Source organism: Microbacterium sp. F2, assembly GCF_052274505.1.
Classification (GTDB): Bacteria; Actinomycetota; Actinomycetes; order Actinomycetales; family Microbacteriaceae; genus Microbacterium.
The window spans coordinates 71260-84233 of record NZ_JBNVBV010000008.1 but is presented as its reverse complement, the minus strand read 5'-3'; the positions used below and the strand labels follow the sequence as shown (position 1 = coordinate 84233).

14 protein-coding genes are annotated in these 12974 nt (G+C 67.1%); 6 read left to right on the top strand and 8 right to left on the bottom strand.

Features of this window, described 5'->3' with window-relative positions; translation table 11 throughout:
• Positions 1 to 175: 175 nt before the first annotated feature.
• The 3 genes from ACQVDU_RS13400 to trhO all read right to left on the bottom strand — a co-directional run bounded on the left by ACQVDU_RS13400 (position 176) and on the right by trhO (position 2814).
• Positions 176 to 1204 carry a fatty acid desaturase family protein gene (locus ACQVDU_RS13400; protein WP_443477387.1) on the bottom strand — a complete coding sequence of 343 codons (1029 nt, stop codon included), beginning with the start codon at positions 1202 to 1204 and terminating at the stop codon, positions 176 to 178.
• Between the two features lie 336 nt (positions 1205 to 1540).
• Entirely contained in the window at positions 1541 to 1744 is a 204-nt protein-coding gene (locus ACQVDU_RS13395; RefSeq protein ID WP_292708214.1) for a cold-shock protein, read from the bottom strand.
• A 134-nt stretch (positions 1745 to 1878) separates the two neighbouring features.
• Positions 1879 to 2814 (bottom strand): oxygen-dependent tRNA uridine(34) hydroxylase TrhO, encoded by a 936-nt coding sequence (gene trhO / locus ACQVDU_RS13390; protein ID WP_443477386.1) that lies wholly within the window; start codon positions 2812 to 2814, stop codon positions 1879 to 1881.
• Positions 2815 to 2862: 48 nt separating this feature from the next.
• Between trhO and ACQVDU_RS13385 the strand changes: the two genes are divergently transcribed.
• Both ACQVDU_RS13385 and ACQVDU_RS13380 read left to right on the top strand, forming a co-directional pair.
• Complete coding sequence (locus ACQVDU_RS13385; protein WP_443477385.1) at positions 2863 to 3288, top strand: DUF3054 domain-containing protein; 426 nt, start codon at positions 2863 to 2865, stop codon at positions 3286 to 3288.
• 19 nt (positions 3289 to 3307) lie between these two features.
• Positions 3308 to 3955, top strand: coding sequence for an LON peptidase substrate-binding domain-containing protein (locus ACQVDU_RS13380; RefSeq protein ID WP_443477384.1), 648 nt, complete (start codon positions 3308 to 3310; stop codon positions 3953 to 3955).
• 18 nt (positions 3956 to 3973) lie between these two features.
• Here ACQVDU_RS13380 and ACQVDU_RS13375 read toward each other — a convergent pair whose 3' ends face one another.
• From ACQVDU_RS13375 to ACQVDU_RS13360, 4 genes are all read right to left on the bottom strand, one after another.
• Complete coding sequence (locus ACQVDU_RS13375) at positions 3974 to 4471, bottom strand: DUF427 domain-containing protein (RefSeq protein ID WP_443477383.1); 498 nt, start codon at positions 4469 to 4471, stop codon at positions 3974 to 3976.
• A gap of 235 nt (positions 4472 to 4706) precedes the next feature.
• Positions 4707 to 5627 (bottom strand): response regulator transcription factor, encoded by a 921-nt coding sequence (locus tag ACQVDU_RS13370; protein ID WP_443477382.1) that lies wholly within the window; start codon positions 5625 to 5627, stop codon positions 4707 to 4709.
• 78 nt (positions 5628 to 5705) lie between these two features.
• Positions 5706 to 6755, bottom strand: coding sequence for a zinc-dependent alcohol dehydrogenase family protein (locus tag ACQVDU_RS13365; protein WP_443477381.1), 1050 nt, complete (start codon positions 6753 to 6755; stop codon positions 5706 to 5708).
• A gap of 41 nt (positions 6756 to 6796) precedes the next feature.
• Complete coding sequence (locus ACQVDU_RS13360; protein ID WP_292708193.1) at positions 6797 to 7168, bottom strand: hypothetical protein; 372 nt, start codon at positions 7166 to 7168, stop codon at positions 6797 to 6799.
• A 117-nt stretch (positions 7169 to 7285) separates the two neighbouring features.
• Here ACQVDU_RS13360 and ACQVDU_RS13355 point away from each other — a divergent pair, with 117 nt between their 5' ends.
• The 3 genes from ACQVDU_RS13355 to ACQVDU_RS13345 all read left to right on the top strand — a co-directional run bounded on the left by ACQVDU_RS13355 (position 7286) and on the right by ACQVDU_RS13345 (position 10949).
• Entirely contained in the window at positions 7286 to 8371 is a 1086-nt protein-coding gene (locus ACQVDU_RS13355) for an AAA family ATPase (RefSeq protein WP_443477380.1), read from the top strand.
• Between the two features lie 83 nt (positions 8372 to 8454).
• Entirely contained in the window at positions 8455 to 10272 is a 1818-nt protein-coding gene (locus ACQVDU_RS13350; RefSeq protein ID WP_443477379.1) for a pyruvate kinase, read from the top strand.
• Positions 10273 to 10373: 101 nt separating this feature from the next.
• Positions 10374 to 10949, top strand: a complete 576-nt coding sequence (locus ACQVDU_RS13345; protein WP_443477378.1) for a beta-class carbonic anhydrase — start codon at positions 10374 to 10376, stop codon at positions 10947 to 10949.
• 31 nt (positions 10950 to 10980) lie between these two features.
• Here the strand turns inward: ACQVDU_RS13345 and ACQVDU_RS13340 are convergent, their stop codons facing one another.
• The gene (locus ACQVDU_RS13340; protein ID WP_443477377.1) at positions 10981 to 11418 is read right to left on the bottom strand and encodes a YchJ family protein; all 438 of its coding nucleotides are present in this window, start codon (positions 11416 to 11418) and stop codon (positions 10981 to 10983) included.
• A gap of 75 nt (positions 11419 to 11493) precedes the next feature.
• On the opposite strand from ACQVDU_RS13340, the gene ACQVDU_RS13335 reads away from it, so the two are divergent.
• Positions 11494 to 12966 (top strand): ferredoxin reductase family protein, encoded by a 1473-nt coding sequence (locus ACQVDU_RS13335; protein ID WP_443477376.1) that lies wholly within the window; start codon positions 11494 to 11496, stop codon positions 12964 to 12966.
• The last annotated feature ends 8 nt before the right edge of the window (positions 12967 to 12974 follow it).

Below are 12974 nucleotides of genomic sequence, written 5' to 3'. Positions count from 1 at the left end.
ACGGCGCGGGTTCGCGCATCGGTTCGCCGTTCGAGAAGAGAGCCGGACCGTCAGGCCGGGATGCGTATCGACGACGCCGGCAGAGATCGAGAACGATGTCCGCCGTGAAAGACCCTACCAGTGATACCTGGGAGCTCCGTTCGGACGGCGATCACACGCCGCGGGTCGGGAGCGCTCAGGCCCGGCGGTACTCCGAAACCATGGGGCAATCGAACGGATCGCGAGCGGCAAGTCCGACACGGTTGAGGTACTCGATGACGATCGCGTACGAGCGCCACAGCGATGTCTCGGTGTACGGAACATCGTGGGTCGCGCAATAGTCGCGCACGATCTCACGGGCCTGCGCAAGGTGCAGGCGCGACATGCTCGGGAACAGGTGGTGCTCGACCTGGTAGTTCAGGCCCCCCATGAGCCATGTCGCCCACCAGCCGCCGCCAACGTTGCGGGAGGTGCGCACTTGCTTGGAGAAGAAGTCGAGTTTCGCGTCAGGCGCGATGATCGGCATCCCCTTGTGGTTCGGCGCGAACGACGCCCCCATGTACACGCCGAACACGGCAACCATGACTCCGAAGAAGGCAAAGGCCATACCCAGTGGAAGAAGCAAGAAGATCGGCACGAGCACGATCCCGAACCGCAAGCTCAGGATGCCGAGCTCGGTCCAGCGGCCCTTGATCGGTCCGCGGGAGAACAGGTGACGGAAGCTCAGTGCGTAGAGGTTGAAACCCTCGAGGGTCAGCAGCGGGAAGAAGAGCCACCCCTGTTTGCGGGTGATCATGCGCACGATGCCGCGCGAGGCTGCGGCATCCGTTTCGAGGAAGGAGATCGTGTCGACCTCGATGTCGGGGTCTTTGCCGACGCGGTTCGGATTCGCGTGGTGACGCGAGTGCTTGGAGTCCCACCACGAGTAGCTCATGCCGACGATCCCGCCGAGGACGCGGGCGAGCCGGTCGTTGGCCGGGCCGCTGGAGAGGATCTGGCGGTGCGCGGCTTCGTGAGCGAGGAAGGCGACCTGGGTGAAGAGGATGCCGAACGCAGCGGCCATCAGCAGCTGTAGCCAGCTGTCCCCCAGCAGGATGAATCCGGTGATTGCACCACCGAAGCCCACAGCGATCGCGGCGCCAACTGCCGCGTAGAACCACGGCGTGCGCTGCAGCAGTCCGAGTTCACGAGCGACCTGGGACACCTGCGTGTACGCGCGAGCCACCGGCGGGAAGTCAGCTGTTCCGGCATAGGTCTGACGAACCGGCCCGAGCCTGGACGATTCCGCGACGACGGGAGGAAGGGAAGATACGGAGGATGACGGCACAACGGCACCTGACTTCACTCGTGCGCCGCACGTCGTGCGCGCCGCGGGATGGATGCCAAGGGCAGTTGCCGTTCGCTATCCCCACACTACGGAGGGGGATATGTCGGCATCCGAATACTCGCGAGTTCACGGGACATCGTCAGGCTGGAGCACGTCGATGCTGAGATGGATGACACCCAGAAACGACGAACGCGCCGACTCCGGCTTCGGAGCGGCGCGTTCGAGGGGATTGTGTCAGAGTGCGCGGATGTTCGCCGCCTGCAGACCCTTGGGGCCCTGCTCGGTGTCGAACTCGACCTTCTGCGCTTCCTCGAGGCTGCGGTAGCCGTTGCCGGCGATCGCGCTGAAGTGCGCGAACACATCGGCGGAGCCATCATCGGGAGCGATGAAACCGAATCCCTTCTCGGAGTTGAACCATTTGACGGTGCCGGTGGCCATATCGTCTTTTCCTTCTTATACCTCCGGGTCGCAGTGCGCGACCCGCACGCCGGAAACCGGCACGGGACTCACACTACGGCACGGGACGCCTAAGCCATAAGGATGTTGTGATCTCGTGACGAAGTGTTCCACGATCAGTTACGGTCGGCTCCCGCCAGAGCGTGCTCCGCTACCGCGCGATGGCGGGCGCATATCGCGGATGCCGCATCCGCGCATCCCTCGCACTGCACGACGCGCACCCGACAGTCAGCATCGGCGCAATTGACCATGCGCGAGGTGGCGGCGGCGCACGTGGCGCACTCTCCGATCGTCACAGCATCCGTCCCGAACGTGAGGGACTCTCGCCCGTCGAAGACGTAGAGCGCACCCTCCCAGAGCCCCGTGTTGCCGAAGCTCTCCCCGTAGCGGACGATTCCGCCATCCATCTGGTACACCTCTGAGAACCCGCGCGAGACCATGAGGCTCGAGAGCACTTCACAGCGGATGCCGCCCGTGCAGTAGGTCACGACGGGCTTGTCTTTGAGGTGGTCGTACCTGCCCGAGTCCAGTTCCGCGACGAAATCGCGCGTCGTGGCGACATCCGGGACAACGGCGTTCTTGAAGCGCCCGATCTCTGCCTCGAACGCGTTGCGACCGTCGAAGAAGACGACCTCGTCGCCGCGTTCTTCGACGAGCTTGTGCACGGCACCCGGAGAGAGGTGGGTGCCACCGCCGACGACGCCCGCTGTATCGACCCGCAACTCGTCGGGGGCACCGAAGCTCACGATCTCATCGCGCACCTTCACCGACAGACGCGGGAAGTCGAGGCTGCGTCCATCGGAGTCGAGCCCGCTCCCCTCGGACCACTTGAAGTCGATGTCGCCGAAACCGGGGTACTCGCGGGTCTTGCGCCAGTACGTCTTCATGGCGCCCAGTTCGCCGCCGACCGTGGCATTGATCCCGTCCTTTGAGATCAGGATGCGTCCTCGAAGCCCGAGCAACTCGCACAGGTCCCGCTGCCACAGCCGCACCGCGTTCGGGTCGGTGATCGGCGTGAACCGGTAGTAGAGCAGGATCTTCGACAGTGCCACCGCACAAGATTAGCTCGCCAGCCGCGCGCGGCCGGGCAGACTGGAGGCATGAGCACAGCCCCGGAACCCGACCGCCCCTCCCCTGTGTTGCCTGCGCCTCGTACCGTCGCGATCGCCCTCGCGACCGACGTCGTGCTCGTGGTCATCTTCGCAGCCATCGGGCGTGCGAGCCACGGCGAAGAGGTCATCGGCCCCGACGGTCGCGGCCTCGCGCAGACCACGTGGCCCTTCCTCGTTGCACTCCTTGTCGGCTGGCTCACGATGCGACTCTGGCGTTTTCCGCTCGCAATACTGAACGCCGGGGTCGCGGTGTGGCTCTACACGGTGATCGGGGGCATGCTCCTGCGCGCCATCAGCGGCCAGGGTGTGCAGACCGCGTTCGTGATCGTGGCCTCGATCGTGCTGGCGGTCTTCCTCGTCGGGTGGCGCGGCGTGATCGCACTCATCCTGCGGCGCCGGGCCCCGCGCTCGTAATCGCTGGTTGACTGGGGGCATGGCGGATGTCGCAATGTTCCCGCTCGGGACGGTGTTGTTCCCCCACACCCCGCTCGCGCTGCGGATTTTCGAGCAGCGCTACCTCATGATGCTCGGTCGTGTCCCCGACGATGAAGAACCGTCGTTCGGCGTGGTCCTCATCGAACGCGGCAGCGAGGCGGGCGGCGGCGACCAGCGGTTCTCCGTCGGCACGATGGCGCGGATCCTGCAGGTCGACCCGCGGGCTGACGACGTGCACGTGATCGCCGTGGGAGGCGCCCGCGTGGCCGTCGATCGGTGGCTCGCGGATGACCCGTACCCCGCGGCATCCGTGACCCCGATGCCGGACCTCGATTGGAGCGAGGAGCTTGCACCGCTGCACGCGCAGGCCGAGCAGATCGTTCGTCGGGTTCTCGCCCGAGCTGCCGAGTTCAGTGACGTGCGCTGGGATGCGAACGTCGAGCTGTCTGATGACCCCGTGGAGTCCGCCTGGCAACTCGCGGCCATCGCGCCGCTGGGCCAGATGGATCAGTTGCGGCTTCTGCGCGCAACAACACTCGGTGGCCTGTTGCGCGATGTGATCGACCTGACGCTGGATGCCGAGGTGCTCCTGACCACCGGCCCCGAGATCGACGATGCGGGTGACATCGACCTCAGCGGTTACTGATCGCCACATACCAAGCCGCTACCACCCTCCCGATCCGGGTACACCCTTGAAGGGACCTCGGATGTCGCTCGTGATCCACCCGCCGTAGAAGGTGCCGGGCTGCGGCGTGACGATCTCACCGTCGACCGTGCAGCGATCCATCGGGCCGGGATAGAGAGCTACGCGACCGGCGAGTTCCTCGAAACCTCGAGACGGATGGGGATAGGTCCACCCCACGCGCGGGGCGATCCGCCCGTTCGCCACGACGTCGAAGTACGAAGCCTGACCCTTGAACTCACAGAACGACGTTCCCTCACCCTCACACAGAACCCCGGGGACAAACGCGTCGATCGGGAGGTAGTAGACGGGAGGATGAGTCGTCTCGAGCACGCGGACAACGTCTCTCGTGTCGACGATCACCGCCCCAGCGAACTCGACGACGATGCGGCGATCGACGCGCTCGAGACGCGGCGGACGCGGGTAGTCCCAGACCGATTCCTGGCCGGCGCCGACGGGTTCTGGTCTCGGTGGACGCATAGTGCCAGCGTACGGTCGCTGACCCGGAAAACCTTCAGCTACGCGAAATGTCGTATGGCCGGATCGGGGTCACCCTCGTAGCGTCGTTGGCGGAGGGGAGCTTCGCCGCATCCGGGATCGTCGTGGGTCCCTCGCAGCGAGGCTCAGGAACTGCACCGGCGGCTCTGCCATCGATCTCGGCACCCCAGGCCAGCGATGATCCGCCGGTGCAGTGTCCGAGGGGACTCCGCCGGCCTCAGCGTGAGAGCAGCGGCTGACCGAGGATGTCTGCCGCTTCGGGGTGGACGAGGCGCATGACCGTCGCGGCAACGGCGGCGCGGCTGGAGACGCCCAGTGTCGCGTGCACCGCTTCGAGGTGTTTTCGCACGGTTCCCGTGGAAATCTGCAGCGTCGTGGCAATCTGCGACGTCGCTGCACCGCTCGCGACCATGAGCGCGATCTCGGCCTGCCGAGCGGTCAAGCCTGCCGATCGCAAAGCCTGATGCGCACGCAACTGCGCGTCATCGATCGTGAGTTTGTCCGAGCTCTCACCGAGCGGCGTCCGTGGCGCCGGGCCAGCGGGCGCAGAAACGTCTGCTTTCACCGCGCCCCGGGCATCCGCGAAGGGCCAGACAAGGTTTCCCTCTGCCCGACTGACCAGGCGATAGCTGGTCTCGAGCAACGGTGCGATCGTCGAGAGCATCGCGGCCTCCCTCCCCCCACAGGGGTGTGCGGCGGCGCAGTCGATCGAGATGACGATCGATGTGCCGTGCGGGGTGGGGAAGATCAAGACGATCTGGCGCCGGACGCCGTTGGGCTCGTAGAACGAGCGGTAAAGCTCGGTGCGCGCGAACGCGCTCTCTGCACCATCGACACTCCACGAGGTAGGCCCGACCCGCTCACCGGAGATCAGCTTTCCGAACAACGGATGCTGCCACGCGAAGTTCTCGAATGCGGGTCCGTACTGCGCGATCCACCCCGACGGAAACGGGGGCGCCGGTTCGGAGACGACCCGGCGCCCCGTGACGTCGATCTCGGTACACGAAGCCCCCTGAGACGGGAACAGCCGGAAGAGGCCGGCGCTCACTCGCGCGGCGTAGTCGCGTGTGTCGTGTGAGCCGGCGACCGACTCGAGGACGTCGAGGATCGCCGCGTAATCGGCTGCCTCGAGCTGCATCCGAACATTGTTACAGACAACGTCCGAAAAGACGCCTGACGAAGGTCCCCCGCATGACCCGGATGGCGTGATCGACGATTACGGTCGCAGCAGCACCTTCGTGGCACGGCGCTCGTCCATTGCGGCGTACGCTTCGGCAACCTCACTCAACGGAAGCTCGAGATCGAAGACCTTACCCGGGGTGATCGCCCCCGACCGCACGTCTGGCAGCAGCTCCTCGATGTATCCCCGGACGGGCGCGACACCACCGACGACGCCGACGTTCCGGTTGAACATGTCGCGAACAGGCAGCTCCGGGCCGCCAGCCGGTACGCCGACAAACCCAACCCGTCCGCCGGGCCGCGCTGAGGCCAGGGCCTGTGCCATCGACTCCTTCGTTCCGACGCATTCGAGAACGCGATCGGCACCGATGCCTTCAGTGAGCTGCCGCACGGCAGCAACGCCCTCGTCACCGCGCTCGGCGACGACGTGTGTTGCGCCGAACTCCCAGGCAAGCGCCTGGCGCTGCGGATTGCGAGACATCGCGATGATCTCGGTCGCACCCAGCCGCTTCGCTGCGATCACGCCGCACAGCCCCACCGCGCCGTCACCGACAACGACTACCGTGTCTCCTGGTCGCACTCCGGCGCTCACCGCGGCGTGATGCCCGGTACCCATGACATCGGCCAGCGACAGCAACCCCGGGATCTCGTCGTCGGTTACCGGTCCCGGCACGACCACGAGCGTCCCGTCGGCCAGGGGCACGCGAACCCTCTCGCCCTGACCGCCGTCGGCGAAGCCGCCGAGCCGGTCGTCCTGCCCCCACCATCCGCCGGTAAGGCACGACGTGCTCACGCCGTTGCGGCAGTTCAGGCAGGTGTTGTCGCACACATAGAAGGGCGCGATCACGAAGTCGCCGGGTCGCACCAGCTCAACCTGGTTACCGACGGATTCGACGACACCGATGAACTCATGCCCGATTCGGTGCGGCTCTTCGGTGGGCGCGATCCCGCGGTACGACCACAGGTCCGATCCGCACACGCACGCCGCGACGACACGAACTAGCGCATCGCCACCGGTCGACAGCACCGGATCGGCAACGGTTTCCAGTCGGACGTCTCGGGCACCATGAATGACGGTTGCACGCATGGTTCGAGACTATGCCCCGCGAATGATTCGCGGGGCATCCGTCACTTCTTCTCGGTGACCTCGACAGTGAAGGTGACGTCCTGAATGCCGCCGTCACTGTTGGACAGCACCACTTCAGTGCTCCCCACGCTCAGCGCGGTGACCCCCGGGTTGAACGTCGCGGTGTCGTCGGTGTGACCGGGGACGAACTCGGCGACAGCAGGATCGGCAACCTCGCCGCTGTAGCTGTCGACCGGCAAATCACCGGTGTTGATGTTCAGCACCTGACCGACGATCAGCTCGACGGTCTCCCCCTGCAGGTCACCGGCGTCCATCGTCACCGGGGCGATGACGTTGTTCTGCGAGCAACCGCTCAGCGCGATAGACACAGCGAAGACCCCGGCGACAACTGCACTCAATGCTCTGGTTCTCATAGCTGTGAGTCTGGCAGGCTCACCACTGGAGCAGTAGTGGGAAACGCCAGAACCGCGCTACAACTGTTATCAAGCGTCGCGGCGACGACCCGGGGCCGTCGCCGCAGGGAGGGATCGATGCGCGCGACCGATACGCTCTCCATTCGCGGACTGGTCGGTCTGGCCAAGGCCGAAGCCAAGCGATGGGGCTCCGACCACGCGACCGTCACGCACGCGGCATCCGCGTTCGCGCAGAACTGGACCGCTGAGTTCCGCGAGGCGTTCGGCTCCGACGGCGAGGCTCTGCTTCACCGTCTTCTCGCTGCCGGCCAGACGATCGGCAATGAAGCCGAGGTGCGAAACATGATCACGGCCTCGCCGGATGCCGCGGCCCTGGCAATGCGGCTGCACGCTGCCCTCCGGGGAGATCTCGCGGTCGCCGACCTGCTGCCCGAGGAAAGCTCTCCGAGTCGCCACCGCGTCGATGACTCCGAACAGGTCGGGGCGTCCGACGGCGCCGCGCCCGCGACACGCACAGACCCTCTGGCGGGTCTTCTTCGAGGACGCGAAGCCCTGGATGTCGCGGCGTACCTCCTCAGCGATCAGCCACTGATCCCCGCCCTCGTGGGCCGACGCGGCTGCGGCAAGACGAGCCTCGCAGCCGAGATCGCGCGCCTTCTGCTCGACCTCGAGGATCCGCTGCCGACGCTCTTCTTCGACCCCGGAACGACCGTGGACGGCGAGCCGGCGATGCTGCTGCGCGACACGCTGTCGGCGCTGACTCGGCGCACCGTGGTCGTTGTCGAAGACGTCGATGAGCTGGCGCGACTGGGCACCACCGAGCCCGACGTGTCCATCCTCCGCGAGATCTGGCAGTCAGAGCGATTCCCGCTCGCGCGCCTGGTGATCACGGTGACCGCTCCGTATGAGAAGCGGATTGCGCAGTTTTATGGCGCTCTCTCGGATCGCCTGGTCATCGTCGAGCTGCAACCGTGGGACGAGAACGTGGTGCGGGGACTGGTCGTGCCGGTGGCGACGCATTTGGCCGAGCAGTATGGCGTCGTCATCGATCACGCTGCCATCGAGGCGGCCCTCCAGCCACCGAGCGAAGCAGACACCTTCGACCACCCGGGGCTGGCCATCGCGCGTCTGGATGTCGCCTGCGCCCGGGCGATGATCGCCGGCGGTCGCACCGTGACTGTCTCCGATGTGACTCTCGCCTGAGCATCCTCGCGCCCGGATATTCACGTCCCGACCCCTGACGCCGCGCGCGGCGGAGAGCTAACGTCGGAGGTGGAGGTCGGACGATGCTCGATACTGCTCGTTCTCAACGGCTCGACTCGCTTCGTGCCGAGCTCATGGGCCTCCGCTCTGCAGCTCAGGATGCCGAGCAAGCGGCATCCGCTCTTCTGTCCCGCGTGCATCCCGTGCATGCGACCGGCGCAGCCAATCTCGTTCGCTATGTCGCCCTGCGATCGCAAGATCTGCGCGACCTCCAGGACCGCCTGACGGCGGAGGGCCTCTCGTCGCTCGGGCGGATGGAACCCGATGTGCTGCGCAACCTCGATGCGGTGCTGGGCACGATCGATGCGGCGCTCGGGAACGTCGCACCGGGCGAACATGCCTCCGCGGATCCGGAGGCACAACAGCCTGAACCCACTCCCCTGAGCGTGCACGCGGCAGCATTGCTGGGCGGGACGGCCGATGACCGCCAGACCCGGATCATGGTCACGTTGCCGAGCGAGGCCGCCGACGATTCCGCACTGGTCGCGCGATTCGCCCGAGCGGGAATGGACGTCGCCCGCATCAACTGCGCACACGACGACTCCGCGGCCTGGGAGCGCATGGCCAGGCATGTCCGAGACGCCGGCGCGAGCATCCGGATCGCCACCGACCTCGCAGGGCCGAAGCTGCGCACCGGTCCTCTCGAACCTGGACCGCGGGTCGTGAAGGTGTCGCCCACGCGCGACGCTCTGGGGCGGGTGACCGAGCCCGCGTCGGTCTGGCTCGTCGCACCACGCGCTGACGGGTCGGCTGCGCCCGCTGGGGAAATCCCCATCACGGATGACATGTGGCTTGCTCGCCTGCGGATCGATGACACCGTCGAGTTCACCGATACTCGTGGCCGATCGCGCTACATGACGGTCGTCGCGCTGCGCGGCGGCGGGGCACAGATCGAAGGAGACCGGACGGCGTATCTCGGGACCGGGACGCTGCTGGATGTCGATGGCCGCGAGACCCGGGTCGGCCCGCTGCCACCGGTCGATCAAGCGCTGCGGGTCCACCGGGGCGAGATCATCGAGCTTCGTCCGGATGAGGAACCGGGATTCACGCATGAGGGCCGACACCGTGTCGGCTGCACGGTGCCCGAAGCACTCGAGGTGATCCGCGTCGGTGATCGCGTGCGCTTCGATGACGGCAAGATCGAGGGCTTCGTGCGCGCCGTGGGTGTCGCTGACGGCCAGCGCGTCGCGGAGGTCGAGGTGACCCTCGCCTCACCGCGGGGAACGAAGCTCCGCGCCGAGAAGGGCATCAACCTCCCCGACACCGACCTGCCCATCTCGGCGCTCGCCGACGAGGACCTGCGCGCACTTGATGCCGTCGCCGGATTCACCGACATCGTGCAGCTGTCGTTCGCGCGCTCTCCCGGCGACGTCGCGCGCCTGTTCACCGAGCTTGACGCGCGGGGTGCCGGGCACCTGGGCGTCGTCGTGAAGGTCGAGACGGTGCGCGCTTTCCGAGCGCTGCCCGAAATCCTCCTCGAGCTCATGCAACGGCCCCGGGTGGGCATCATGATTGCCCGAGGCGACCTCGGTGTCGAGGCCGGCTGGGAACGGCTCGCAGAAGTGCAGGAAGAGATCCTGTGGCTGTGCGAAGCCGCGCACGTCCCGGTGATCTGGGCAACGCAGGTGCTCGACTCGCTCGCCGGTAGCGGTGTTCCCACCCGCGCCGAGGTGACGGATGCCGCCGCGGGGGAACGGGCTGAGTGCGTCATGCTCAACAAGGGTCCGCACATCGAGGAGGCCATCGAAGCGCTCGATGACATCCTGCGGCGGATGCACGGCCACCTCGAGAAGAAGCGCCCGCTGCTGCGACGGCTGCGCGCCTGGTCTCACGAAGGCTGAGCAGCCGCAGCACGGCCGCCCGTCACAGACGGTCATACAGCGCACGCGGCGCTTTGCGACACCTAGCGTGGTGATGCCAGGCCATCCACCCGAGGAGTGTCATGTCAGTTCTGTCCGAGGTGCTCGACGCAAACGAGTCCTACGCATCCGCGTTCGACAAGGGCGATCTCGCCCTGCCGCCCGCGCGCGGCTTCGCCATCCTCACCTGCATGGACGCCCGGCTGGACCCCGCCAAGTGCGCCGGGCTCAGCGAAGGCGATGCGCACGTCATCCGTAACGCCGGGGGACGCGCGTCCGACGACGCCATCCGATCCCTCGTGATCTCGTACAAGCTGCTGGCCACGAAGGAGTGGTTCGTCATCCACCACACCGACTGCGGCATGGAGTTCTTCACCGACGAGGTCATCCGCGGACTGCTCGCGAACTCCCTCGAGACCGCCGAGCTGCGCGCCGACGGCTTCGTGGACGTCGGCACCGGCCCCGGCTCCGCCGAGGCCGCATACATCGACTGGCTCACGATCAGCGACCAGGCCCAGGCCGTCGTCGACGATGTGGCCCGCATCAAGGCCCACCCGCTCGTCCCGGCGCGCATCCCGGTCTACGGCTATGTCTACGACGTCCGCACCGGTCGCCTCATCGAGGTGCCGGCAGCGATCACAGCAGGCGCAGCGTCCTGAGGACAACCGGATCGGCCGGTCTTGGCATCCGTTACGGGATGCCGGAGCCGGCCGTTTCCGCTTCCAGGTACCACCAGCGGCCGGCAGCGAGGCGGAACCGGCTGCGCTCGTGCTGCTCCCCCGCCTCGGCGCCGTGCCGCCAGCGCGCCCGGAATTCGACGATCCCGCCGGTGGTCCCGGCACCGACCGCGGGGGCGTCCAGGATGCGCAGTCCGACCCAGTGCACGTCGGGGTCAATGTCGATCCGCTCGGGCCGCGTTCGGGGGTGCCACGTGTCGGCGAGGTAGCGAGCGTCACCGAACGCGAACGCGCTGTACCGCGAACGCATCAGCCGTTCCGGGCTCCGCGCCGCCTCGCCCCGGTGCAGCGGTCCGCAGCACCTTCCGTAGACGTTGCCACTGCCGCAGGGACAGGGATCCTGGTCGGCCGGGCGACGGATGCCGGACTGTGCCGCGGATCCGAAACTCATGTGAGAAGTCTATGAACCGCGAGCGCGGAGGCTTTCCTTAGAGCAGTCTCAGAGACCGGCCGCCACGCTGGCCCCATGACCACAGCGACCCCGTCTCGCACCACCGTCACGGCACCGCATCCCGCTTCGCGGCTCCCGCGGCCTCTGACCTCACCGCGGGCGACCGCCAGCGTGCGCGGCAACCGTCGGGGGCGCTCTGCCCGGCGGGCATGGAATGTCGCTGCGACAGCCGTCATTTGGCTGACGAGCCTGTTCGTTCTTGCTCTGTGGGTGGCCGGCGGCGGCATCCAGGACCTGTGGGGATTCGACGCGGCGGCACTGAATAGCCTGGGCCGCCTCACCGGGCTCGTCGCGTCGAACCTCCTCCTCTACCAGGTGATCCTTCTTGCGCGTATCCCGCTGTTCGAGCGCGGGTTCGGCCGTGATGGCCTCACCCGGATGCACCGACTCGTCGGCTTCTGGTCGTTCTCGCTCATGCTCGCCCACATCGCACTCCTGGTGCTGGGGTACGCGGCAGCGGCCGATGTCAACGTCGTCGTCCAGCTCTGGGAGTTCGTGTGGGATTACCCGGGGATGCTGCTGGCAACAGCCGGCACGATTCTCATCATCGTTGTCGCGATCACCTCGATGCGTCGCGCTCGAGCGAAGCTGCGCTACGAGTCATGGCACCTGCTGCACCTGTACGCCTACCTGGGTGTCGGGCTGGCGCTGCCCCACCAGCTGTGGACCGGCGCCGACTTCCTCTTCTCCCCCGTCGCCACCGCCTACTGGTGGGGCCTGTGGGCTGTCAGCGCCGCAGCGATCGTTGTGTTCCGCATCCTGCTGCCCCTCACCAGCTCGCTGCGCCACCGGGTGCGGGTTGCCGACGTCCGTCCTGATGGCGTGGGCGGCGTCGCGGTCACCATGACCGGGCGCCGACTGGATCGCCTGGGCGCCCGCGCGGGCCAGTTCTTCATCTGGCGCTTCCTGGATGGTCCGGGCGCCTCGCGGGCTAACCCGTTCTCGTTGGCTGCGGCTCCCGACGGCCGCAGCCTGACGATCTCGGCCCGCATCGTCGGTGATGGCACCGCCCGCCTGGCACGACTCACTCCCGGTACCCCCGTCCTGTTCGAGGGGCCCTACGGCACAATGACCGGCGATGCCCGCACCGGCTCGAAGCTTCTGATGATCGGCGCTGGCGCCGGGGTCGCGCCGTTGGTTTCTCTGCTTCAAGCCGAGGCCTACGCGCCAGGCGCGGCGACGCTGGTCACCCGCGACCACTCGAAAGAAGCAGCCCTGCGCACCGACGCCATCGGCGCCCTCGTCGCGCACCGGGGCCTGCGACACATCCCCCTCCCGGGGCCCCGAGCGCGCACCACCTCCTCGTGGCTGCCAGCCTCACACGCCGCGTGGACGGGCTCCGATGCCCTGCGCCATCTCGCGCCCGACCTCGAGAACTACGACGTGTTCCTCTGCGGACCCGCGGCCTGGATGAAGGCCCTCGAGCATGACCTTCGCGCCGCAGGCGTTCACCGCAGCCGCATCCATTCCGAGTCATTCACCGTCTGATCCCTCAC

Coding starts and splice junctions, on each gene's coding strand:
- ACQVDU_RS13395 (WP_292708214.1), bottom strand. CDS start 1,744: ATGGCCACCGGCACCGTCAAATGGTTCAACTCCGAGAAGGGATTCGGT.
- ACQVDU_RS13385 (WP_443477385.1), top strand. CDS start 2,863: ATGAGCACAGCCCCGGAACCCGACCGCCCCTCCCCTGTGTTGCCTGCG.
- ACQVDU_RS13380 (WP_443477384.1), top strand. CDS start 3,308: ATGGCGGATGTCGCAATGTTCCCGCTCGGGACGGTGTTGTTCCCCCAC.
- ACQVDU_RS13375 (WP_443477383.1), bottom strand. CDS start 4,471: ATGCGTCCACCGAGACCAGAACCCGTCGGCGCCGGCCAGGAATCGGTC.
- ACQVDU_RS13370 (WP_443477382.1), bottom strand. CDS start 5,627: ATGCAGCTCGAGGCAGCCGATTACGCGGCGATCCTCGACGTCCTCGAG.
- ACQVDU_RS13365 (WP_443477381.1), bottom strand. CDS start 6,755: ATGCGTGCAACCGTCATTCATGGTGCCCGAGACGTCCGACTGGAAACC.
- ACQVDU_RS13360 (WP_292708193.1), bottom strand. CDS start 7,168: ATGAGAACCAGAGCATTGAGTGCAGTTGTCGCCGGGGTCTTCGCTGTG.
- ACQVDU_RS13355 (WP_443477380.1), top strand. CDS start 7,286: ATGCGCGCGACCGATACGCTCTCCATTCGCGGACTGGTCGGTCTGGCC.
- ACQVDU_RS13350 (WP_443477379.1), top strand. CDS start 8,455: ATGCTCGATACTGCTCGTTCTCAACGGCTCGACTCGCTTCGTGCCGAG.
- ACQVDU_RS13345 (WP_443477378.1), top strand. CDS start 10,374: ATGTCAGTTCTGTCCGAGGTGCTCGACGCAAACGAGTCCTACGCATCC.
- ACQVDU_RS13340 (WP_443477377.1), bottom strand. CDS start 11,418: ATGAGTTTCGGATCCGCGGCACAGTCCGGCATCCGTCGCCCGGCCGAC.
- ACQVDU_RS13335 (WP_443477376.1), top strand. CDS start 11,494: ATGACCACAGCGACCCCGTCTCGCACCACCGTCACGGCACCGCATCCC.